The sequence below is a fragment of the Luteitalea sp. TBR-22 genome, from assembly GCF_016865485.1.
GTDB lineage: Bacteria > Acidobacteriota > Vicinamibacteria > Vicinamibacterales > Vicinamibacteraceae > Luteitalea.
Genome location: NZ_AP024452.1, coordinates 4,864,194 through 4,887,411 on the forward strand (window position 1 = coordinate 4,864,194; position 23,218 = coordinate 4,887,411).

General features: G+C 71.3%; 19 protein-coding genes. 4 read left to right on the plus strand and 15 right to left on the minus strand.

Annotated elements, in window-relative coordinates; all coding sequences use genetic code 11:
* Positions 1-144: 144 nt before the first annotated feature.
* From TBR22_RS20335 to TBR22_RS20350, 4 genes are read right to left on the minus strand one after another with little or no spacing between them, the layout of a single operon-like run.
* Positions 145-1,590, minus strand: coding sequence for a proton-conducting transporter membrane subunit (locus TBR22_RS20335; protein ID WP_239489663.1), 1,446 nt, complete (start codon positions 1,588-1,590; stop codon positions 145-147).
* The gene (locus TBR22_RS20340; protein ID WP_239489664.1) at positions 1,583-2,989 is read right to left on the minus strand and encodes a proton-conducting transporter membrane subunit; all 1,407 of its coding nucleotides are present in this window, start codon (positions 2,987-2,989) and stop codon (positions 1,583-1,585) included. The genes TBR22_RS20335 and TBR22_RS20340 overlap by 8 nt, the downstream gene beginning before the upstream one ends.
* The gene (locus TBR22_RS20345; RefSeq protein WP_239489665.1) at positions 2,977-5,859 is read right to left on the minus strand and encodes a DUF2309 domain-containing protein; all 2,883 of its coding nucleotides are present in this window, start codon (positions 5,857-5,859) and stop codon (positions 2,977-2,979) included. Before TBR22_RS20345 ends, TBR22_RS20340 begins: the two co-directional genes overlap by 13 nt.
* Positions 5,856-7,445: a SulP family inorganic anion transporter gene (locus TBR22_RS20350; RefSeq protein ID WP_239489666.1), complete on the minus strand. Its 1,590-nt coding sequence runs from the start codon at positions 7,443-7,445 to the stop codon at positions 5,856-5,858. Before TBR22_RS20350 ends, TBR22_RS20345 begins: the two co-directional genes overlap by 4 nt.
* Positions 7,446-7,560: 115 nt before the next feature.
* Between TBR22_RS20350 and TBR22_RS20355 the strand changes: the two genes are divergently transcribed.
* The 3 genes from TBR22_RS20355 to TBR22_RS20365 are packed head-to-tail and all read left to right on the plus strand — an operon-like array spanning position 7,561 to position 10,455.
* Positions 7,561-8,823 (plus strand): alginate export family protein, encoded by a 1,263-nt coding sequence (locus TBR22_RS20355; protein WP_239489667.1) that lies wholly within the window; start codon positions 7,561-7,563, stop codon positions 8,821-8,823.
* A 23-nt stretch (positions 8,824-8,846) separates the two neighbouring features.
* A complete protein-coding gene (locus tag TBR22_RS20360) occupies positions 8,847-9,848 on the plus strand; it encodes a sensor histidine kinase (protein WP_239489668.1) in 1,002 nt (333 codons plus the stop codon).
* A gap of 10 nt (positions 9,849-9,858) precedes the next feature.
* Positions 9,859-10,455, plus strand: a complete 597-nt coding sequence (locus tag TBR22_RS20365; RefSeq protein WP_239489669.1) for a response regulator transcription factor — start codon at positions 9,859-9,861, stop codon at positions 10,453-10,455.
* A 108-nt stretch (positions 10,456-10,563) separates the two neighbouring features.
* On the opposite strand, the gene TBR22_RS20370 is transcribed toward TBR22_RS20365, so the two are convergent.
* Complete coding sequence (locus TBR22_RS20370; protein WP_239489670.1) at positions 10,564-11,247, minus strand: histidine phosphatase family protein; 684 nt, start codon at positions 11,245-11,247, stop codon at positions 10,564-10,566.
* A 108-nt stretch (positions 11,248-11,355) separates the two neighbouring features.
* On the opposite strand from TBR22_RS20370, the gene TBR22_RS20375 reads away from it, so the two are divergent.
* A complete protein-coding gene (locus tag TBR22_RS20375) occupies positions 11,356-12,204 on the plus strand; it encodes a rhodanese-like domain-containing protein (RefSeq protein ID WP_239489671.1) in 849 nt (282 codons plus the stop codon).
* A gap of 112 nt (positions 12,205-12,316) precedes the next feature.
* Here TBR22_RS20375 and TBR22_RS20380 read toward each other — a convergent pair whose 3' ends face one another.
* From TBR22_RS20380 to TBR22_RS20425, 10 genes are all read right to left on the minus strand, one after another.
* Entirely contained in the window at positions 12,317-13,114 is a 798-nt protein-coding gene (locus tag TBR22_RS20380; RefSeq protein WP_239489672.1) for a PIG-L deacetylase family protein, read from the minus strand.
* A gap of 4 nt (positions 13,115-13,118) precedes the next feature.
* Positions 13,119-14,156 carry a Gfo/Idh/MocA family protein gene (locus TBR22_RS20385; protein WP_239489673.1) on the minus strand — a complete coding sequence of 346 codons (1,038 nt, stop codon included), beginning with the start codon at positions 14,154-14,156 and terminating at the stop codon, positions 13,119-13,121.
* 54 nt (positions 14,157-14,210) lie between these two features.
* Positions 14,211-15,503, minus strand: coding sequence for a serine hydrolase (locus tag TBR22_RS20390; RefSeq protein WP_239489674.1), 1,293 nt, complete (start codon positions 15,501-15,503; stop codon positions 14,211-14,213).
* Positions 15,504-15,516: 13 nt separating this feature from the next.
* Positions 15,517-16,515 (minus strand): methylmalonyl Co-A mutase-associated GTPase MeaB, encoded by a 999-nt coding sequence (gene meaB, locus TBR22_RS20395; RefSeq protein ID WP_239489675.1) that lies wholly within the window; start codon positions 16,513-16,515, stop codon positions 15,517-15,519.
* Positions 16,512-18,668 (minus strand): methylmalonyl-CoA mutase, encoded by a 2,157-nt coding sequence (gene scpA, locus TBR22_RS20400; RefSeq protein WP_239489676.1) that lies wholly within the window; start codon positions 18,666-18,668, stop codon positions 16,512-16,514. The genes meaB and scpA overlap by 4 nt, the downstream gene beginning before the upstream one ends.
* The gene (locus tag TBR22_RS20405; RefSeq protein ID WP_239489677.1) at positions 18,665-20,104 is read right to left on the minus strand and encodes a methylmalonyl-CoA mutase family protein; all 1,440 of its coding nucleotides are present in this window, start codon (positions 20,102-20,104) and stop codon (positions 18,665-18,667) included. The genes scpA and TBR22_RS20405 overlap by 4 nt, the downstream gene beginning before the upstream one ends.
* Positions 20,097-20,570: a VOC family protein gene (locus TBR22_RS20410; RefSeq protein ID WP_239489678.1), complete on the minus strand. Its 474-nt coding sequence runs from the start codon at positions 20,568-20,570 to the stop codon at positions 20,097-20,099. The genes TBR22_RS20405 and TBR22_RS20410 overlap by 8 nt, the downstream gene beginning before the upstream one ends.
* A complete protein-coding gene (locus TBR22_RS20415) occupies positions 20,570-20,953 on the minus strand; it encodes a biotin/lipoyl-containing protein (protein WP_239489679.1) in 384 nt (127 codons plus the stop codon). Before TBR22_RS20415 ends, TBR22_RS20410 begins: the two co-directional genes overlap by 1 nt.
* Before the next feature lie 32 nt (positions 20,954-20,985).
* Positions 20,986-21,336: a hypothetical protein gene (locus tag TBR22_RS20420; RefSeq protein WP_239489680.1), complete on the minus strand. Its 351-nt coding sequence runs from the start codon at positions 21,334-21,336 to the stop codon at positions 20,986-20,988.
* A 156-nt stretch (positions 21,337-21,492) separates the two neighbouring features.
* Complete coding sequence (locus TBR22_RS20425) at positions 21,493-23,034, minus strand: acyl-CoA carboxylase subunit beta (RefSeq protein ID WP_370651541.1); 1,542 nt, start codon at positions 23,032-23,034, stop codon at positions 21,493-21,495.
* Positions 23,035-23,218 lie beyond the last annotated feature (184 nt).

The window sequence follows — 23,218 nt, forward strand, 5'->3', positions numbered from 1 at the left end:
CTCGGGAGGGCCGTCGACGCAGATTGTTTCGGGGCGCGCCGCGGAAGTCTATCGTTGGGTAGTCGCGAGCCGCGACGAGCAGGGACGGGGAAAAAGCGCGCGGACCGCCGAGGGTGGACGGCCCGCGCGAAAGCGCCGACGGTCTTACTCGAAGGCGCGGCCCTGCTGGAGGGAGACGGTGCGGACCGACGGCGCGTCGGGGGCCGAGGTCCTGTGCGCGCGTGCGGCCGCCGGTTCGACGGTCCATCCCAGCACCAGGCCGGGCGCCACACCGCCGGCGACGAGCAGCACGATGATGGCGGTGAGCGCCCATCGCTCCCGCGGCAACGCGTCGACCAGCCCCGTCACCGCCGGGCGCGCCGTTCCGAGGAACAGCCGGCTGAAGAGGCGGAACAGGCACACGGCGTTGAGCGCCGTCGCAATCGGCAGCAGCAGGCCCACCTGCGGATGCGACGCCAGCGAGCCGTGCACGAGCAGGTCCTCGGCCGCGAAGCCGAGCGTGCCCGGAATCCCGACGAGCGCGAGCCCGGCGATCGCAAAGCCGACGGCGAGCCGAGGCATCGCCTGCGCGAGGCCCTGATGGTGCGACAGGTCGAGATGGCCGCCACGCGCCTCGACGGCCCGCAGCACGCCGAACAACGCCGTCGTCGACAGCGCCACCACCGCGAGGTGCACGAAGGCGCCGGTGGTGCCTTCGGCCGTGCCGCTCTCGAGGCCGGCCAGGATGCACGCCGACTGGCTCAGGACCAGCAGCGCGAGGATGCGCGCCGGCCGCGGCTCGGCCACCGCGCGCACGGCGGCATACAAGGCCGTGAACAACGCCAGGTCCGACAGCAGCACGAACGCGGAGCCGACCGTGTCGGGGAACACCGGGATCAGCACGCGCGCGAGCACCACGGCGCCGAGGTGACCGTTGACCAGCAGGGAGATCGGCAATCCGCCCTGCTCGGCCAGGTCGGCCACCCAGGCGTGCGCCGGGAAGATCCCCTTGCGCAGCACGATGGCCAGCATCACCAGGGCGAAGGCCGCCGGGCCGCCGGCATGCGTGCCGGCCAGGCGTGCGAACGCCGCGATGCCGTGCCCCCCGGGGCTCGTCAGCATCAGCGCCACGCCGGCCCCGAGCGCGAGGCACGAGGCCGCCAGCGCCGCGCGCGGACGCCACGCCGCGCCGGACGCGAACGGCCCGACCACGAACGGCGCCGCGCCGACGGTCCATCCCACCAGCAGCGTCACGGGATTGCCGGCGACGCAGGCGGTCACCGTACCCGACACGGTGACCAGCAGGGCGGCGACGCGGGCGCGCGTGAGGTCGCGTGCCGGTGCGAGCAGGAACGCCAGCATCGCCGTCAGAGCGTAGATGGCCGCGCCGAGGGCCGGCACACGGCCGCCGTCGAGCCACGCGCCCACCGCGGAGTCGCCCTGGACGAGGACCGTGGATGCCCCGGCAGCCGCCGCTGCCAGCAGTGCCGCGACGGCACACGCCGTGACGGCCACACGCCGGAGGATGCGTGCGTGCGTGGGCAGCGTGAGGGCCGCGACCGCCGGGACAAGCAGGCTGCCCAGCACGAGCAGCAGGTTCGGATCAGCCATCGAGGCCCTCCCTCGTCGTCAACCGCGCGGTGAGGTCGGCGCGACCGCCGGCGGTGGCGGCGCCGGGTGGCCGATAGGACGCGGCTCGCAGGTCGGCGGGCACGCCGGGCGGCCGGCTGGTCCACTCGTCGATGCGTCCGAGCCACACCGAGAGCGCGTGCAGCGGTTCGATCACCAACCTGTCGATCAGCGTGTCCAGGTGGCTCCGGTCGACGGCCAGCCGGTAGGCCCACCATTGCACGGGCTCGGGCAGCAGGCGCTCGAAATGCCCACCGGTGGCGGTGAGGTGACCGCCGACGGCGGCGTGCATCTGGTGGTGGTCGTGCAGCATCGACGGCGCGCGCAGGAACTGCAGCGTGCGCACCAGAGCGTGGCCGGTCATGTGCAGGACGGCGAACCCGGTGAACCCGAGGCCGATCTCGACGAACACCAGGCCGACCTGCGTGAGCGCGGCATGGGCCAGCGAGGTCTTGGCGTCGGCCGCGGCGCGCCCCGCCAGGGTTCCGTGCACGGCCGTCAGCAGCCCGACGATCACGGTCGCCACCGTGGCGATGCGCGACGTGGCCAGCAGCGGCTGGAGCCGCAGCAGCAGGTACGCACCGAGTTGCACCGAGATGGCGCCGTAGAAGATGGCGCTCGACGGGGTCGGCCCCTCCATGGCGCGCGGGAGCCAGCCGGAGAAGGGCACTTGCGCCGACTTGCCGGCCGCCGCCAGCAACAGCAGGAGGCTCACCAGCGTCGCCTGGGCGGCGGTCAGGGCGGGCGCCGTGTCGCCGATCATCGAGGTGCCGGCCCAGTGGTGCAAGAGGAACACGGCGACGAGCAGCCCCAGATCGCTCGCGCGGTAGACGCCGAACACGCGCAGGCCGCCTTCCACCGGTTCGGGCCGCTCGTGGAAGAACGCGATGAGCAGCACCGAGGTGAGGCCCACCAGTTCCCAGCCCGCCACCAGAAGGTCGAGGGACCCGGCCGTGAAGACGACCAGCGCGCCGCACGTGAACAGGTGCAGCAACGTGAAGAACCGGTAGAAGCCCTTCTCCCGATGCAGGTAGGTGTGGGAGAAGTGGCCGATGACGCCGGCCAGCAGCACCGTCAGGGTGACCAGCGGCAGCGACAGGCCGTCGGCCACCAGGCGGACCGGGAACTCGTAGGCGCCGACCGCGAACCAGTGCCCGAGATCGACGTGCAACCCGGCCCACCCGGCCGCCAGGGCGACCCACCAGACCGCGGCGAGCGCCAGGAGCATGGCGCCCGACATGAGCGCGCCCAGCCAGCCGATGGCGCGTTCGCTCAACGTCCCGCCCGCGAGCCACAGCAGGCCCATGACCACGAAGAGCGCGCCAGGCGCCACCACCACGCCGGCGAGCAGCCAGGGCGCCAGTGAGGTCAGCGCGTCCATGCGGCCTCCTTGCTGGCGGTCGCCGTCGTGGCCGGCCGATCGTCGGCCCGCACCCAGGCGGCGCCGAGGTGCTCGCGCCGACCGGCGTACCACTCACGCGACGACCGCACCTGCGGCAGCGTCGGCAGGGGGCCCTCGAGGCGCTCCCATCGGTGGCCACGCCACACGTCGATGACGCCGCTGTCCGGATCGAGGGTGGCGACACGGATCCAGCCGTTGCGCACGAGGTTGTCGAGCGCCGGGTTGCCGGCCAGGACCCGCGACAGGCGCGTCGGCGTCGTCTCGATGAGGAAGAGGATCCGCACGGGTTCGTGGATCTCCACCATCTGCCACGGCAGCCCCGTGCGCAGGTCGCTGCCCTGCCCGTTCATCACCCCGACCAGCCCGGTGACGTTGTGCGGCAGCTTGGTGCCACAGCCGTACCGTTCGTTGTCGACGAACGAGAAGTAGTACTCGAGGCTGATGCCGGCACACACGGGCATCGCCGCGGCGAGCAGGCGGCCGAGCCGCGTGTCGTCGGGGTCCTCGTACGGGTCGTACGAGACCAGGAACGACCGCCGGTCCAGGAACAGCCCCTCGGTGACGGCGCGCCGGCCGACGATGCAGGCGGCGTTGGTGCCGTGGCCGTACTCGGGCCGGGGCTGCGCGAGGTGCTCCGCGCGCTCCTCCACGTGCACCAGCGCGCCGGCGTCGGAGGCATCGAGCCGGCACGACTCGAAGCGCCGGGCCCGCTCGTGCGCGTTCCTCGCGCGAGCCCGATCGAGCACGCTGCGCACCCGCTGCAGGTCCTCGGCATGCGAGGCCGGCACACCGTCGGTGTCGAACAGCTGCACGTCGTCGGAGCAGGTGTCGTGATAGCCGCCGACGAACCACGTGGTGTCCGGGATGTCGATGCCCTGCAGGCGGAGCGCGGCCCGGACGCCCGGATGGTTGGCCATCGCCGCGAAGAGACGCGCGTTCGGCCCGCCGCGCCGGCCGCCGCAGGCGCCGCAGTCGTGCGCCGACTCGTGCGGGTTGTTGAGGCTCGTCGACCCGTGCCCGAGCACCACGACGAGGCGCGCGAAGCCGCGCGTCAGGCCGGCCGGCGCGAGCACGCTCGCCACGCGCTCGGCCTTCTCGATCACCGAGAACCCGAGGAGCAGCCCGTGCACCCGCTCCGACGACGCGGCGTCGTCGCGCATCAGCGTCAGCTCGGTGCGCGGCTCGGGCAGGAAGGCGTCGTTGAGGGCGCTGCGCAGGCGACCGAAGGCGCGCGGCGCGAGCACCCGGCCGATCAGCGGGACGGCGGTCAGCACGCCGAGGGTGGCCGTGCTTATCCAGCCGCGCAGCATCGTGCGCGACGACACGCCGAACACGTGCGTGACCCGACCGAGCAGCCGCCGGCGCGCGGCGCGCGTCTCGTGCAAGCCGGCGTCCTCGGCGCGTGGCCGTTCCGAGACCGCGTGCTGCGGGGTCACCACCACCGGGCACAGCGGAACGCCGTGGGGGTCGTCGAGGCCCTGGTAGTTGACGGCGACGCCGAAGAAGCCGGCGGCGCTCAGCGTCTCGACCGTGGCGTCGACCTCCTCCACGGCGCGCCGCATCGACTCCTCGCGCTCGTCGATGCAGAAGAACACCTGCGCCGACACGTAGGTCCGCGGCCGCGATTCCGGCGGCGAGGCGCGGCGATGGCTCGCCACCGCGCGCAGCACGTCCTGCTCGTGCCAGCGTTCGTAGGCCAGGTGCCACAGCCGCCGTCTGGCGACCTCGTCGAACCCCTCGATCTCGTCGACGAGCCCCGACCAGGCCGTCGCGTCCAGCGCTGCAAGATCGGTGGCGCGCAGGCCCACGAGGGCCGCCGCCGCGGCCAGCGCCGCGGCCCGCGCGGCGTGCCGATCCTGGGCAGGGGCGAGCGGCGTGCGCCGGGCGACCGCGTGGCCGTTGCGGCGCGCGACCTCGTCGAGCGTGAGGCGCACCGCCAGGAAGTCGTCGAGCCGGCACGGCACGCGGACGTGCGGCGCGAGGCCGGGCTGCTGCTCCAGCACCGAGAAGAGCCCCGCCCATCCGGGCAGCGCGAGCAGCTCGCGCTGCAGCGTCGCCTCCCACTGATCGTCGGGCACACCGGCGCGCTCGAGCCACCGCAGGATCACGTCGGCGGCGTCCAGGCCGAGGCCCGCCTGGCTCGCGAAGGCGCGGTCGGCGCCCGCGAGCGCCGACGACATGACCACGCCGCGACTGGCCAGGAGCCGACGCACGGCGCGATAGAACCCGTCCTCGCGGCCGGGCATCGGCCAGTACGCGAGTCCCTGGTCGAGGAACACGGCGCACAGCCTGATCAGCCACCCGTGGATGGCGTCGTCGGTGCGCGCCTCGACCGGCGCAACGGCCCCGACCGCCGGCACCGGCGTCCGGGACAGGCACACCTCGAAGGCGGCGCGCGCCTCGCCATCGCGACCGAACGACTCGGCGAGGTCGCCTTCCTCGAGCCGCCAGCGGATGGTGGCGGCATCGACCGGCGGCACGCCGGGATGCAGGAGCGCGCGGCGCAGCCGCCGCCGCGAGACCCCGGCGACGATCGGGGCGTCGGGCTCGTCGGCGAGCACCGCGTCGAGGTCCTCGTCGCGGATGCGGCCGCGCTGGTGGTCGGCGCGGTAGGCGCTCTCGGTCATGTACGGCTCGGTGCCGTACAGCCGCGAGGCGTCGAGGACGGCCTGATGGAAGGGGCGGTCCTCGAAGGCGTGCAGCGTGTTGTGGTGGACGAAGACGCCGATCGGCCCCTGCGCCGGCAGCAGGTGCGCCGCATGCGCGAGCACGTGGTGCAGCCGCGCGCGCGGGCTGCCGTCCGGCGGATGGGCCGGCGCGTCGCCGGCCCCGTGCGAGTCGTGGCTCATGCGGTCACCAGCCGGCGGTCCTTGCGGCGCGCAGCGAGCGGGTGGTGCGACGAGGCCTCGTGATCGTCGAGTCCCACGAGTTCCAGTGTACGGTCGTTCCAGGTGCGCGACAGGCCATCGAGCTTGGCGAGCACGGTGTGATCGACCACCCAGGCGTTGTCGAAGTCGACCACCACCCGGCGGACGTCGGGCTCGAGGGTGGCGATGCGACGCTTGAGGCCGAGGTAGTTGGTGAAGATTGCCGCGTCGTGGACCGACAGCGTGACGGTGTCGCCGTCGCGCTCCTCGTGGACCACGGCGTTGAAGAACCGCGACAGGGGCGCGCCGTTCTTGACGTGCAACGCCGCCTTCAGCACCAGCCCCGCGCCGACACCCACCAGCAGGTCGGTCGTCAGCGTCACCAGCATCGTCACCACGAAGATCAGCAGCTGCTCGGCGCCGATGTGGTAGACGTGCATGAACTCCTTCGGCGAGGCGAGCCGGAGGCCCGTGTAGATCAGCATCGCGGCCAGGGCGGTCAGCGGGATCATCTGCAGCAGCGCGGGCACCAGCGCCAGCGAGGCGAGCAGGAACGCGCCGTGGAAGAAGTTCGACAGGTGCGACTTCGCGCCGTTGTCGATGTTGGCCTTGCTGCGGACGATTTCCGAGATCATCGGCAGCCCGCCGAGCGAGGCGGCCACCAGGTTGGCCACCCCGGTGGCGAGCAGGTCCTTGTTCAGGTCGCTGGTGCGCTTCTCCGGGTCCAGCGAGTCGACGGCGGTCACGCTGAGCAGCGACTCGATGGTGCCCACCAGCGCGAACATCACGATGTACTTCAGCGACGTCCCCGAGAACACCTGGGAGAAGTCGGGCAGCGCGATGGCACTGAGCAGCGAGGCCGGGAGGCGGATCAGGAAGTTGGGGCCGATGCTGTAGGTGTGATCGGCCACCGCGTAGCTGTGGGGGTGCTGCAGGTCGAACAGCAGCGCCATCGGCACGGCGACCACCAGGACCACCATCTGCGCCGGCACCATCCGCACCCACTTCGCGCGGAGGAGGGGCAGCCCGAACAGGATCAGCAGGCCGACGGCCCCGATCAGGAACACCTCCGGGTTGAGGTTCAGCAGGCTGTGGGGCACCTCTGCCAGCAGGTGCAGCGGTTCCTTGCCCTCGGGCACCACGCCGAGCAGCACGTGCGCCTGCTTGGAGACGATGATCACGCCGATGGCGGCGAGCATGCCGTGCACGACGGCCGACGGCATCAGGTCGCCGACCACGCCGGCCTTGGTCAGCGCGAAGACGATCTGGATCACCGCGGCGACCACGCCGACGGCGAGCATGCGGTGGTAGCCGGCCACCGGGTCGCCCGCGCCGAGCTCGGTCACGGCGCCGAGCGCGATGACGATCAGCCCCGCGGCCGGGCCCTTGATGGTGAGGCGGGCACTGCCCAGGAACGATGCCAGCAGGCCGCCGACGATGGCCGTGACCAGGCCGGAGGTCGGGGGCACGCCACTGGCCATCGAGATGCCGAGGCAGAGGGGAAGCGCGATGAGGAAGACGAGGAAGCCGGACGCGAGATCCGCCTTCCAGGGCTGGGACGAGGACATGTCAGCAGCATGCCCGTCCGTCCCGACGCTGCCCATCCCGGCCGACCGGGACTTCAGCTGGCGATTTTCCGGGAGGGCGGCGGCGGCGCCGAGGCGGCCCCGTAGGGTAGCTGTGATGTCGAAGATTCTCCCCCTGCTGCTGTTGCTCCTGGGAACCGTCGTCGCGCCGGTGGCTGCGCAGGACGTCCCGCCACCCGATCCGCTGAACGCCCGCCTGCCCGCGTGGGCCCGCGTGACGGCCTCGACCCGCGTGCGCCTGGACAGCGACCACCTCCTCGAACGAGCCCGCCTGGGCGTGCGGCTCACCCCGTGGCGGCAGGTGCAGTTGGTGGCCGAAGTGCAGGATGCGCGCGCCTTCGGCTACGACCGGACCGACGGCAGCGTGCGCGACGTGCTCGACGTCCGGCAGGCCTGGGTGGGCGTCGGCCGGGAACAGGGCTGGGCGGACCTGAAGGTCGGGCGGCAGAAGCTCGCCTTCGGCAGCGAGCGGGTGATCGGCGGCGCGGAGTGGGGCAACACCGGACGGGTGTTCGACGCGGCGCGCCTGGCGGTGCACCACGGCGGGGCGCGCGTCGACCTGCTCGCGGCTGCCGTGGTCACCAATGAGCCGGAGAGCCCCGACCATCGGCAGCAGGGGCACACGCTCCTCGGCGCTTACGGGTCGATCACCACGCTGGTCCCGCACGCGACCGTCGAACCGTACGTCCTGATCAGGCACCTGCCGACCGCCACCGGCGAGCTCGGCTCACGCGGGTCGGCACGCAGCGACACCCTGGGCACCCGGATGATCGGGGCGCTCGGCGCTGCCTGGAGCTACGAGGGCGAGGTCCTCGTGCAGCGAGGCCACGTGGCCAGCAGCGACCTGCGGACATGGGCCGGGCTGGCGCAGGTCCAGCGACGCTTCGCCGACGCGCGCTGGTCGCCCTCGGTGCTCCTCGAGGCCAACTACGCGTCGGGCGACCACGACCGGGCCGACGGCGAGGTCGGGACCTTCGACCAGCTCTACCCCACCAATCACGCGATCTACGGCGTGGCCGACCGGGTCGGCCGACGGAACACGCGCAACGGGCGCGCCGGCCTCGCGCTCCGGCCCTCCAGCGCGTTCACGCTCAAGGTGGAGGGCAACGCCTTCTGGCTGGCCGACAGCCACGACGCGCTGTACGCGGCCAGCGGCGCCGTCGCCGTGAAGGCGGTGCCGGGCGGGGCGATCTCCTCGTTCGTGGGCCACGAGCTCGACGTCATCGCCGACTATCGGCTGTCGCGGCACTACGACGTCGGCGCCCAAGTCGGCCACCTGTTCCCCGGCGCCTTCCTCGACACCTACGACACGGCCGTGCACCACACCTTCTACTGCGCGTTCGTCAACGTCCAGCTGTGACGCGGCGCAGGTAGACTGACGGGGTGACGACACCCGCCGCGTTCTTCTCGCCACGCCGCGTGCTGCGCGGGCTGACGACCGGGTTCGCGCTCGTCGTGCTGTTGCTGGTCGCCGCCGTGTACGTGGGCTACCAGGGGTCACGGTCGATCCACGACGACGCGCGCGAGCTGGTGCGGGAGCACCTGCTCACGTCAGGCCGTGGCGCCGAGCTCGAGCGATCGATCGAGCAGCGATCCAAGTCGCTGCTCGACGACCTGGAGATGGTGCTCGGCCTGTGCCTCGTCATCGCGATGACGTCGGCCGCCGCGGCCATCTGGACCACCCAGCGCGCGTTCCAGCGTCTCGAGTGGCACGCCGCCGAGCTCAGTCGCGTGTCCTGGCACATGCTGCAGGACCAGGAGATGACCGCCCGGCGCTTCTCGCACGAGATGCACGACGAGCTCGGGCAGACGCTCACCGGCCTGCGCGGCATGCTGAAGCAGCTCTCGCCCGAGGCGTTCGAGGCGCGCCGACAGGAGTGCGTCGGCATCCTCGACGAGGCGCTGACCGGCGTGCGCGAGCTGTCGCAGCTGCTCCGCCCGGTCATCCTCGACGACTTCGGCCTCGACGCCGGGTTGCGCTGGCTCGTGCACCGGTTCGCCGAGCGGACGGGCATCCTGGTGCGCTACGAGTCCAACTTCGAGGGGCGACTCGTCGAGGAGGACGAGACGCACCTGTTCCGGATCGCGCAGGAAGCACTCACCAACGTCGCGCGCCATGCCAGGGCCACCGAGGCCGACGTCCGTCTGCGGGTGTCCGATGATGTCGTGACGCTCACGATCGCCGACAATGGGCGCGGGCTCCCCATCGCCATCCGCAAGCCCAGCCTGGGCATGGTCGGCATGCGCGCCCGGGCCAGGCACATCGGCGGCGAGTTCGAGGTGACGGCGCGGCCGGAGGGCGGCCTGCTGCTCTCGGTGAGCGCGCCCGCCCGTCCCGTGGTGCCGGAGGACAATGACCAGGAAGACACGAATCCTGCTGGCTGACGATCACACGGTGGTGCGACGCGGTTTCGGGCTGATCCTCTCGGCGCAGCCCGACCTGGAGGTCGTGGCCGAGGCACACAACGGCCGCGAGGCGCTCGAGCGCGCCGTCGAGACCGAGCCCGACGTGGTGATCATGGACGTCTCCATGCCGGAGCTGAACGGCATCGACGGCACGCGCCGGATCCTCGACGCTGTGCCGCGGGCGCGCATCCTCGCCCTGAGCATGCACCGCGACGCCGTGTACGTGCGGGAGATGCTGCGCGCCGGCGCGAAGGGCTACCTGGTGAAGGACGCCGACGACGAGTCGCTCATCGACGCGGTGCGCGCGGTGGCGCGTGGCGATGCGTACCTGAGTCCGTCAGTGGCCGACACGGTACTGGCCGACTACCGACGGCACGTCACCAACCCGCTGGACCTGCTCACCCCGCGCGAGCGCGAGGTCCTGCAGCTGGTGGCCGAAGGGCGCACCAACAAGGAAATCGCCACCCTGCTCTCGCTCAGCGTCTACACGGTGGACTCGCACCGCAGCCGCCTGATGGAGAAGCTGAACCTCAACTCCAGCGGCGAACTGGTGCGCTTCGCGATCAGGAACGGCCTGATCGCCTAGCAACGGCAGTCGGCAGTCGGGAGTCGGGAGTCGGGAGTCGGGAGTCGGGAGTCGGCGGGGCGGACAACGCACGACGTTCGGCGTTCGGCGTTCGGCGTCACACGACACTCACGGGTGACGCGTCGGCGCCCCGTCCCACCAGCGCGAGAGGTTGCCGTGCGCGGGCCGCTGGTGATGGGCGTAGTGCGACGTGTCGTTGAACAGCATCAGGCGCGCCCGCACCGCGTCCTTGAAGTCGAGCACGTTCAGGCAGGCCGGCGCCTGATCCAGCCGATCGCGGTAGCCGCGAGCGTCGAAGCCGAGCAGGCTGCTGAGCAGGATGCGGATGGTCGCCTTGTGCGACACCACCAGCACGTTCTCGCCCTGATGTCGCGTGACGAGTTCGCGGATGACCGGCAGCGCCCGCGCCAGCACCGCAACCCCCGACTCGCCGCCCTCCGGCGCAAAGGTGAAAGGATCCTCTTCCCACGCCGCGTACTCGTCGCCGTAGCGCTCCTCCACCTCGGCGCGAGTCAGGCCTTCCCATCGTCCGTGACTGATCTCGGCCAGGCCTTCGCGTGGCTGCGGCGTGAGGCCGAACACGCTGCCGATGATGGTCGCCGTCTCCATCGTGCGCGACAGCGGGCTGCTGTAGACGGCGGTGACCGGATCGTGGCGGAGCCGCTCGCCCAGCCGCGCCGCCTGCCAGCGCCCCTCGTCGGAGAGGTCCACGCCGACGGCGCCCGAGAAGCGGTTCTCGGCGGTCAGTTGCGTTGCGCCATGGCGCACGAGGAAGAGGCGGGTGGTCGGCACGGGGGCATCTTAACGCTTGACGCTTGACGTTTGACGTTTGACGGTTGACGGTTGACGCTCGACGCCTGAGCCCGCCAACGCGGCCGGGTCAGGCGGTACGATCGGGGGATGCAACTCGACCCGTCATACGACAGGCAGGTGCGGCAGGTCTCGCCCGAGGACGCGGCAGCCCTGGTGGCCGCCGGGGCACGCGTGCTCGACGTGCGGACGCCGCAGGAGTACAGCGGGCTCGGCCACATCCCGGGCGCCACGCTGCTGCCGGTGCAGATCATCGCCAGCGCCCCCGCCATCCTCGAGGATCCCACGGCCCCGGTGCTGGTGACGTGCGAACACGCCGTGCGCAGCAAGGTCGCGACGCGGCTGCTCGCACAGGCCGGCTTCACGCAGGTGCACGAGCTTGCGACGGGCATGGCCGGCTGGGAGGGCGAGCGCGCCTACGAGCCACAGCCGATGGTCGGCCCCTCGCCCTGGCTGTTCGAGTGCGGCGACCTCATCCCGCGCAGCGGCCGGGCGCTCGACGTCGCCTCCGGCCGCGGGCGCCACGCGCTGCTCCTGGCATCGACAGGCCTGCAGGTGACCGCCGTCGATCGCGACGCCGAGGCGCTCGCACGCCTGCAGGCGCAGGCCGACCGGCTGGAACTGCCCGTCACCACGCGCGTCGTGGACCTCGAGACGGGAACGCCCGACCTCGGCGACGACGGCTACGACCTGGTCGTCGTCACGCGCTACCTGCACCGGCCGCTGGTGCCGCAGCTGCTGCTGTCGCTCGCACCCGGCGGGCTGCTGCTGTACGAGACGTTCCTCGCGCAGCAGGCCGAGGTGGGACACCCGAAGAATCCCGACTTCCTGCTCCAGCCCGGCGAGTTGCGTCAGCTGGTGGCGCCGCTCGAGATCCTGCGGGAGTTCGAGGGCGAGTTCGACGGCCAGTGGATTGCCGCCATCGCCGCCCGACGTTAGCAATTTGAAATGTGAAATTTGAAATTCAAGGCGGCCGGGGCTTCGCCCCTCGCCGCTCGCAACGCTCCGAGGGCGACAGGCCGGAGGCCGTCGCCCACGAGAATTTCAAATTTCAAATTGCCAGGGTCTTCACCCGGGGCTTCCCCAGCGCCGCGGTGAGGACGTCGTCCTTCGGGAAGGCGTGCCCGAGGTACGGCACGAAACCCTCGGCGTGCGTCACGCCGCGGCGCGCGAAGTCGCGCGCCCGATCGACGCCGATCCGCCGCATCCAGTGCAGGTACTCGTCCTCGCCGTGCTGCTCGTGCAGCCAGGCGCGCTGCGAGGCGTGCGCGGCCAGCATCGCGGCCTTCCGCTCGAGCACGTCCGAGATGTCCACCAGGTAGCGCGCCGCGGCCCGAGCGCCCGACGGCGTGCCGAGATCGATCGGGTCGGCGAAGAGCAGTGCCGGCAGGTGCTCGCAGGGCGGCGCCGCCCTGCGCGCGCGCACGCCGACCGGTGGGAGCGCCTTCCAGTTCGGGATCGTCGAGCCGAACGCCGCGTCGCGCGCCAGGTACGACGTCTGCTCGTGGTCGGCCATGTAGTCGACCGGCGGGTGCGTGATCACCAGGTCGGGCCGCACGTCGCGCAGCAGGCCCGTCACGATGCGCTTCTGCCGCGCGTCGTGGGCGATGGTGAGGTCCTCGATGCCGAGGCAGGTGTAGCCGGCGCCGAGCAACGCCGCGGAGGCCGCGGCCTCCCTGCGGCGGATGCGCGAGATCGCCGCCGCCGACATCGTCGACGACCCGAGGTCGCCCGCCGTCATGGTGGCCATGTGGACGTCCCACCCGGCCTCCTTGAGCAGGATGAGCGTCCCGGCACAGGTGATCTCGATGTCGTCGGGATGCGCCATGAGCGCGAGGACGCGAGGCATGGCGCTAGGCCAGCTCCGCGAGCTTGACGGTGCGCCCGAGCTCGATCGACAGGTCGGCCGCGTACGCGACGCGATGGCTCTCGAGGGCCGTGTCGAAGTCGGTGAGCGGCATCGACGTGCCGGCCGCGGTGGCGTCGACGAAGGCCTGGAACTGCGGCTGGTACGGATGATCGCTGACGTCGCCCGAGTCGATCGGATGGGTGGCCAGCTCGCTCCACTTCGTCTTGATCATCCCGGGCAGCTTCGTCGTGTGCAGCTTCGTGTCGAGCAGCGTGCCGTGGCTGCCGACCAGGTGCGAGTGGAAGTAGTAGGGCTGCAGGCAGTCGATGCAGGAAGTGACCTTGCCGACGCGACCGTCGGCGAACTTGAGCAGGCTCACGGTCGTGGTCGGGTACTCGTAGGGCGTGAAGTACTCGCTGGTCGACGTCGTGCCGAGCGCCGTCACCTCGGCCACCGGCGCCTGCATGAGCATCAGCAGGATGTCCATCGCGTGGCAGCCGGCGGTGAGCAGGCTCGAGGCGCCCATGTCCTTCTTGATGTTCCAGGGATACTGGCCGTACCAGGGCCCGATGCCGTGAAAGTAGTCCACCTCGCCATAGTGGAGGTGACCGAGGAGTCCCTGCTCGACGATCGACCGCGTGAGCGTGAACTGGGCGCTGTAGCGCACCTCGAAGCACACCATCGCCTTGACGCCGTTGGCGCGGATGGCGTCGCGCACCCGCACGGCGTCCTCCCACGACAGCGCGATCGGCTTCTCGATGATCAGGTGCTTGCCGGCGTTGGCGGCGGCGATGGCCTGCTCGGCGTGGTACGGATGCGGCGTGCAGATGTCGATCGCGTCGATGTCGGGGTCGGCCAGCATCTGCTGGTAGTCGGTGTAGGCCTTCAGGGGGATGCCGTACCGGGCCTGCAGCGCGCCGGGCTCGAGGCTGCGGCGCGAGCACACGGCGGTGACCGCGGCGCCCTTCACGTGCTTGAACGTCTCGATGTGCGCGCCGGCCACCCAGCCGAGGCCGACGATCCCGATTCTCATCTCACTCATGTCCGAACGCTCCGATGCGACCGCAGGCTCCGGCCTGCGCGCGTCAAGCCTATCTCACTCGATCGCCGCGTTGAGCATCGCCCGGTAGACCGCGAAGATCTGCGGCTGGTCGTAGGGCAGCACCTGGGTGAGGAGCACCGCCACCAGGCGCTCCTGCGGATCGATGTCGACCAGCGTGGTGGCGGCGCCACTCCAGCCGTACTCGCCGATCGACCCGGCGGGCGCGCCGCCGGCGTGGTCGAGACGCATCGCGACGCCGAAGCCGAACCCCAGGTGCGAGGGCGTGCGCTCGGGCAGCCGGCCGTTCTGGTCGGCGGCCATCGTCTCGACCGTCTTGCGCCCGAGGATGCGAGCGCCACCCAGCGCGCCGCCCTCGAGGAGCATCTGTGCGAACCGCAGGTAGTCGTCGGCCGTCGAGAACAGCCCGCCGCCGCCCGAGTGGAACAGGCGTCCCTCGGCATCGGGATACGGCACGGACGTCCGGCCCGCCGAGCCGGGCGACACGCCGGCGACGGCCAGCGGGGCGGTGCCATCCCGCTGGTACAGATTCGCCAGCCGCGACCGCTTCTCCGGTGGCACCACGAACGCGGTGTCCACCATGCCCAGCGGTCCGAAGATGCGCGCCTGCATGAACTCGCCGAGGCGCTGCCCACTCACCTTCTCGACGATGACGCCGAGCACATCGGTGTTGACGCCGTAGTAGAAGCGCTGGCCGGGCTGGGCGATGAGCGGCAGCGCGGCCACCTTCTCGATGAACGCGTCGCTGGTCGGCGAGGTCAACAGCGACTTCGCGCGGTACATGTCGTCGACGGGCGACTCGGCAAGCCCGTAGGCGAAACCCGACGTATGGGTGAGCAGGTGGCGGATCGTGATGGGCCGTGTCGCTGGCACCAGCCGGGGCCGCGCGGCCGTGCCGCCGGCGAACACCTTCGGCGACTTCAACGCCGGCAGGTATCTCGCGATGGGGTCGTCGAGGCGCAGCCGCCCCTCCTCCACCAGGATCAGGGCCGCGACCGTCGTCACGATCTTGCTCATGGAGTAGACCCGGACGATGGTGTCGCGCGTCATCGGCAGGTGCTGCTCGCGATCGCGCAGGCCGGTGACGTGCACGTCGACGACGCGGCCGCGGCGCGCAACGATCGACACGGCGCCGGCGATCTCGCCGTCGGCGACGAAGCGGTCGAGGCGCCCGTGGAGGCGCGCGAGGCGCTCGGGCGACAGGCCGGCCTCCGCGGGACTGCCGGTCGGCAGCCCGGCAGCGGCAGGGGCGACCTGCGCGGACGTGGGCGTGGCGAGCACGGTGGCGATGGCCACCGCGCCGACGAGGCGCAGCACGGGTGCGAGCATGCGAACAGGGATACTACGTCGCGCGAAAACGCGCCAGCAGGTCGCGCGCCGCAGCGAAGGCGGTGGTCCGGCCCGCCGCGACGGCCGCCTCGAGACCGGGCAGCGCCTCGGCCACGCCGGGGTGGGTGCGGAACGCCGCCTCGAGGCCACTGCCGACCAGCTCGCGCATCCAGGCCAGCGATTGCGCGGAGCGGCGGCGCGCGAAGAAGCCGTTGGCTTCGACGTGGGCGCGGTGCTGCCCGACCACGTCCCACAGCGCCGCGATCCCGTCGCCGGCCAGCGCGGAACAGGTGAGCACGGGCGGGGCCCAGCCGTCGGCGGCGGCCGGGAACAGGTGCAGCGCGGCACGGTACTCGACGCGGGCGCGATCGGCACGCGCGCGCATGTCGCCGTCGGCCTTGTTGATGGCGATCGCGTCCACCATCTCGATGATGCCGCGCTTGATGCCCTGCAACTCGTCGCCGGCGCCAGGCAGCATCAGCAGCAGGAAGAAGTCGGTCATCGAGCGGACCGCCGTCTCCGACTGCCCCACGCCCACCGTCTCGACCAGGATGGTGCCGAAGCCGGCCGCCTCGCACAGCAGGATGGTCTCGCGCGTCCGGCGCGCGACGCCGCCGAGCACGCCGCGCGACGGCGACGGCCGGATGTATGCCGCGTCCTCGAGCGCGAGCCGCTCCATGCGCGTCTTGTCGCCCAGGATGCTGCCGCCCGAGAGCGGACTGGAGGGATCGACGCTGAGCACCGCGACCCGCTCGCCCCGGTCGCGCACCAGGTGCATGCCGAGGGCGTCGATGAAGGTGCTCTTGCCGACACCAGGCACGCCCGTGATCCCGACGCGATGCGAATGCCCTGCGTGCGGGAGCACCGCATCGAGCACCGCCGCGGCGTCGGGCGCGTCCTCGGGACGCTCGCTCTCGACCAGCGTGATCGCCCGCGCGAGTACCGCGCGGTCGCCGCGCAGCACGCCCTCGACGTAGGCGTCGACCGACAGCCTGCCGGGTCGAGCGGTCACGACGCCAGCGCGTCGAGGATCTGCTGCGCGCATACCGGGATGACGCTGCCGGGGCCGAAGACGGCGGTGACGCCAGCCTCCTGCAGGAATCGGTGGTCCTGCGGCGGGATGACGCCGCCGACGACGACCAGGATGTCCTCGCGACCGAGGCGGGCGAGTTCGGCGATGACCGCCGGCACGAGCGTCTTGTGGCCGCCGGCCAGGCTCGACACGCCGAGCACGTGCACGTCGTTCTCGACGGCCATGCGCGCCGCCTCGGCCGGCGTCTGGAACAGCGGACCGACGTCGACGTCGAACCCGAGGTCGGCAAACGCGGTGGCGATCACCTTCGCGCCCCGGTCGTGGCCGTCCTGCCCCAGCTTGGCGACGAGGATGCGCGGACGACGGCCCTCGGCGGCCGCGAAGCGCTCGGCCATCTCGCGCGCCTTCCGGAACTCGGGGTCGCCCTCGCTCTCCGACGAGTACACGCCCGAGATCGTACGACTGACCGCCTGGTAGCGCCCGAAGACGGCCTCGAGGGCATCCGAGATCTCGCCCAGCGTGGCGCGCGCCCGGGCCGCGTCCACCGCCAGCGCGAGGAGGTTGCCCTCCTTCGTCTCCGCGGCGCGCGTCAGCGCCACGAGCGCTTGGCGCACCCGCGCCGCGTCACGCGACGCCTTCACCTGCGCCAGCCGGCGCAACTGCGACTCGCGCACCGCCTGGTTGTCGACCTCGAGCACCTCGAGCGGCGCCTCCTGATCGAGCCGGTACTTGTTGATGCCGACGATCACCTCGCGCCCCGAGTCGATGCGGGCCTGGCGACGCGCCGCCGCTTCCTCGATGCGCATCTTCGGCAGGCCGGTCTCGATGGCCTTCGCCATGCCCCCGAGCGCCTCGACCTCCTGGATGTGGTGCCACGCCTTGTGCATCAGCTCGTGCGTCAGGCGCTCGACGTAGTAGCTGCCGGCCCACGGGTCGACGACCCTGGTGATGCCGGTCTCCTCCTGGAGATAGATCTGCGTGTTGCGGGCGATGCGCGCCGAGAAGTCGCTCGGCAGCGCAATCGCCTCGTCGAGCGCGTTGGTGTGCAGCGACTGCGTGTGCCCGAGCGCCGCCGCCATCGCCTCGACGCACGTCCGCGCGACGTTGTTGAACACGTCCTGCGCGGTGAGGCTCCAGCCCGAGGTCTGCGAGTGGGTGCGCAACGCCATCGACTTCGGGTTCTTCGCGCCGAAGCCCTTCACGAGCGTCGCCCACAGCGCACGCGCCGCGCGCAGCTTGGCGATCTCCATGAAGTGGTTCATGCCGATCGCCCAGAAGAAGCTGAGGCGCGGCGCGAAGCTGTCGATGTCCAGGCCCGCCGCGATGCCGGTGCGGATGTACTCGAGGCCGTCGGCCAGCGTGTACCCCAGCTCGATGTCGGCGGTCGCTCCCGCCTCCTGCATGTGGTAGCCGCTGATCGAGATGCAATTGAAGTGGGGCATCCGCTCGGAGCAGTACCGGAAGATGTCGCCGATGATCCGCATCGACGGCGCCGGGCCGTAGATGTACGTGTTGCGGACCATGAACTCCTTGAGGATGTCGTTCTGGATCGTCCCGGTGAGTTGCCCGGGCGCGACGCCCTGCTCCTCGGCCGCCACGATGTAGAACGCCATCACGGGGAGCACGGCCCCGTTCATGGTCATCGAGACCGACATCTGATCGAGCGGGATCTGGTCGAAGAGGATCTTCATGTCCTCGACCGAGTCGATCGCCACGCCGGCCTTGCCGACGTCGCCGACGACGCGCGCGTTGTCGGAGTCGTAGCCGCGATGCGTGGCGAGGTCGAAGGCCACCGACAGCCCCTTCTGTCCGGCCGCCAGGTTGCGCCGGTAGAAGGCGTTGGACTCCTCCGCCGTCGAGAAGCCGGCGTACTGCCGGATCGTCCACGGCTGCAGCGCGTACATCGTCGAGTACGGCCCGCGGAGGAACGGCGGGATGCCCGCGGCGTACTCGAGGTGCTCGAGCCCTTCGAGGTCGTCGGCCGTGTAGTACGGCTTCACCGCGATGTGTTCGGCGGTGATCCAGGGGGCGCGCCCGCCGACCTGAAGGTCGGCGGCTACGAACTCGTTGCGTGGGCGTCGACCTTCAGGTCGACGCGCATACGCGATCTTCGAGAAATCAGGCCGGCTCATCGCGGCATCCCCAATCGGTCCTGCCACTGCGTGAGGGTCTGGACCGCGTCGCTCTGGACGTGCACGAAGCCCTGCACGCCCGCGGCCGTCAGCGCATCGATCCGATCCTTCGGGTTGCCGGCCACGATGACCGGCGCGCTCGTCGCGGGCACGACTGCCTGCGCGAGCGCGAGGTACTCGGCGTCGGCGCTGCAGAGCACCACGAGGTCGGCGTCGGGCGGCACGTCAGGCCCCTGCGCGATCGCGAAGCCGGCGCAGCCGAAGAAGTTCTGGCAGAAGTTGGCGCGGGCCATGCGCATCTTCACGTCGCCGCGCGTCAGGAGGTGGACGACGGGGGTGCGGCCGGTCGCCGCGGCATGCCGCTCCGTCCTGGCCCGCATCGCCTCGAAGGGCGCGGCGAGCCGCAGGAACGGCAGGCCAGCCGCGGCCTCTGCAGGCGGATACGGCCCGGCGGCAGGCGCGTGCTCGGTGAGGTCCGGGTAGTTGTTGATGCCGACCAGCGTGCGCCGGCGCGATGACACTGCCTTCTCGCGCGCGGCGCGCGAAGCGTGCAGGTGCGTATCCCGCAGCCCCGCCGCCACGGCGGCCGCGTGCCCGCCGGCCGCCTCGATCTGCTGGAATACCGCCCACGCCTCGCGCGCGAGCGCATCGGTGAGCGACTCGACGAAATAGGAGCCCGCCGCAGGATCGACGACGGCGTCGAGGTGCGCCTCCTCGGCCAGGATGCGCTGCACGTTGATCGCCAGGTGCGGGTCGAAGCCGTGGGGCTCCACCAGCAGCGTGTCGGCGCCGCCGATCGCGGCCGACATCGCCTCGGTCGTCACGCGCAGCAGGTTGCTGTACGGGTCGTACGTGCCCTTGTTGGCCCGCGCCGTCCGCACGTGCAGCCGCATCGTCGGCGCGCGCGCCGGATCGGCGGGCGCGAAGGCCTCCACCGCTGTGGCCCACAGCAGCCGGGCCGCGCGCAGCTTGGCGATCTCGATGAAGTACGTCGACCCGACGGCGAACACGAACTCGACGCCGGCGGCCGCGTCGTCGACCCGCGTGCCGGCGGCCGCAGCGGCGGCCAGGCGGTCGACGCCTTCGGCAATGGCCCACGCGACTTCCTGCACGGCGGTGGCGCCGGCGTCGTGCAGCAGGTCGGCGCGGATGGCGGTGGACGGCCACGTCGGCGACTCGACAGCCTCCCAGCCCGCAGTGTCGCCACGCAGCGACGCCAGCGACTCCTGCGGCGCCAGGTCGTCGCTGCGGTAGAACGGCTTGACGGTGAGGCCATCGTCGGTGCGCCAGAGCAGGCGCTTCTCGTAGTCCTGGCCCTTGAGGTCGGCGCGGGCGAGCGCGTCCCACTCGCTGGTCGCGACCGGTGGGAACGCCTCGCGCAGGCGCAGCGGCGCGACAGCGCCAGACGACGACTGGCCGTTCGGCGCGTCAGGCATGGCTGCCCTCCCCCTCCTGCACGATCTCGAGGATGTAGCCGAAGGCCGCCGTGTCGGTCGTCTTCGGATGGACGAAGAACACCGTGGTGCCGCGCGACCCCTTGCGTGGCGCGGCATCGATGATGCGGAAGCCCTTGGCCTTCAGGTCGTCGTACGCAGCCTGGATGTCGCGCACGCGCAGGGCGACGTGCGCCATGCCGCCGCGGCCACCGTTCTTCTCGATCTGCTTCGCGACCGGCGAGGCCGGCGTCAGCGGCTCGAGTAGTTGCACCAGGTTGGGACCGTCACCTACCTGCAGGAGCACCTCGCGCACCTGGTCGGTGCCGAGCACGTCCTCGCGGTGGATCACGGTGAATCCCAGGGAGGTGTAGGCGGCCACGTGCGCCTCGAGCTCGCCGGGCGGCACCGCGATCGCCACGTGGTCGAAGCAGAGGAAGCCGGGGACCTGCGCTGCGCCGTCGTTCATCACTCGAGCTCCACCACGACCTGGTTGGCCTTCACGCCGTCGCCGGCGCCGACCGTGATCGTCTTCACCTTGCCCTCGACGGGCGCGGTGATGTTGGTCTCCATCTTCATCGCCTCGAGCACCAGCAGGATGTCACCCGGCTGGATGCTCTGGCCAGCCTGCGCGACCACGCGGACGACCGTCCCGGTGATCGGGCTGCGGCAGACCTTGGCTTCGTTCACTGGACCCGCATCGGGTGCAGCGGCCGGCGCGACGGCCGGCGCGGCAGGCACGCGTGCCTGCGACGGCAGCACCATGAACGCCTGCGGATGGCGGACGGGCTCCTCGGCCACCTCCACCTCGACCTCGTACGTCTTGCCGTCGACGGTGATCTTCAGTTTCACGTTCTCGTCCTCGAACCGGCTGCCGCTGCAGCCTACCTGTACAGCGTGTGCGAGGCCTGCACGTTGACGCGGCCCTGCTGTCCCCACGCCTGCGAGCTGATCAGCCGGATCTGTCGGACGTGCGCGCGCTCGCCGAGGAAAGCCGCGACCGCGGCAGAGATCGCCAGCAGGATCTCGGGCGCGATCTCGTCGTCGGCGCGCCGGTGCGGCGTGCCCGCGCCGGCCGTGGACGGTGTTGCGAGCTCGGGGGCCGCCGCCATCGTCGCCTGGGATGCCCGCGGTGCCTCCTCGGCAAGCGCCGCCTCGAGTGACGCCACACGTGCCGCGAGCGCCGCCAGCGTCTGCTGCATCGCCTCGAGCGTTTGTTTCAGTTCAGCGTCCATTCACTCGGCCTTCATCATGAGCACGGCCTTCGTCATTCGGCCTTCGGAGAACGGCGGTCGGCAGTCGGCAATCGGCAGTCACGGTCTCCGACCCTGGGCCGTCGGCGTTCGTCTTTCGGCATTCCCAGCATTCCCGGCATCGCGGCATCTCACGCGTCAGAGAGGCATGAGCCCGTGCTTCTTGGGCGGCCGCAATTCGCGCTTGGTCGACAGGTACTCCAGCGACTGCGCGATGTGGCGGCGGGTCTGCGTCGGGTCGATCACGTCGTCGACCAGCCGGCGGCCGGCGGCGACGTACGGGTTGGAGAACGCCTCGCGGTACTCGGCGATCATCGCCTTGCGCTTCTCGGCCTTGTCGGCGCCGGCCTCGGCGATCTCCTTGCGGAACACGATCTCGGCGGCGCCCTCGGCGCCCATCACGGCGATCTCGGCGGTCGGCCACGCGAACACGCGGTCGGCACCGAGGTCCTTGCTGCACATCGCCAGGTACGCGCCCCCGTACGACTTGCGGAGCACGATGGTGACCTTCGGCACGGTCGCCGCCGAGTACGCGAACAGCATCTTGGCGCCGTGCCTGATGATGCCGCCGTACTCCTGCTCGACGCCGGGCAGGAAGCCCGGCACGTCGACGAAGGTCACGATCGGGAGGTTGAACGCGTTGCAGAAGCGGATGAAGCGCGACGCCTTGTTCGAGGCGTTGATGTCGAGCACGCCCGCCATCACGGCAGGCTGGTTGGCGATCACGCCGACCGGTCGCCCGGTGATCCGCGCGAAGCCGACGACGATGTTCTGGGCGTAGCCGGACTGGACCTCGAAGAAGTCGCCGGCATCGACGACACGGGCGATGACCGCACGCACGTCGTAGCCCTGCTTGCCGTCCACCGGCACGACGTCGAGCAGCCCGGGGTCCGGATCGACGCGCTGGTCGCCCTCGACGACCGGCGGATCCTCCAGGTTGTTCGACGGCAGGTAGCTCAGGAGCTTCTGGCACAGCAGCATCGCGTGCGTGTCGTCTTCCGCGATGAAGTGGGTGACGCCCGAGTTGACCATATGCGTCTCGGGGCCGCCGAGCTGGTCGGGCGTCACGTCCTCGCCGGTCACCTGCTTGATCACCGACGGGCCGGTGATGAACATCTGCGCCTGGCGCGTCTGGATGATGAAGTCGGTGAGCGCCGGGCTGTAGGCCGCCCCGCCCGCGCACGGGCCGCAGATGATCGACACCTGCGGCACGGCCCCCGAGAGCATCACGTTGGTGTAGAAGACCTTGCCGTAGCCCGAGAGCGAGTCGATGCCCTCCTGCACGCGTGCCCCGCCCGAGTCGTTGATGAACACGAACGGCGAGCCGGCGCGCAGGGCGTGCTCCATGCTCTCGGCGACCTTGATCGAGTGCACCTCGCCGGCCGAGCCGCCGGCCACGGTGAAGTCCTGGCTCGCCACATGCACGAGCCGGCCGCCGATCGACGCGGCGCCGGTCACCACGCCGTCGGCTGGCATGTCCTTCCCCTCCATGCCGAACAGCGTCGCGCGGTGCCTCGCAAAGAGCCCCGTCTCCTGGAAGCTGTCCTTGTCGACGAGTGTCTCGATGCGCTCGCGCGCGGTGAGCTTGCCGGCGGCGCGATGCTTCTCGAGCTTGTCGGCGCCGCCCCCGAGCATGACCTGCGCCCGGCGACGCTGGAGTTCCTCGACCTTCGCCTTCATGGTGTCCATTTCTGTGTCTCTCGTCGGCAGTCGGCAGTCGGCAGTCGGCAGTCGGCAGTGGGAGCTGCGGGGCTGGCAATTCCGCCTTCTACCGTCGTGCCTTCTCCTCACCCTCACACCGGGAGCGGCGCGGTGGGACACCGCGCCCTACCTCCGTGCGTCGGCATTCCCGGCATCCCCGGCA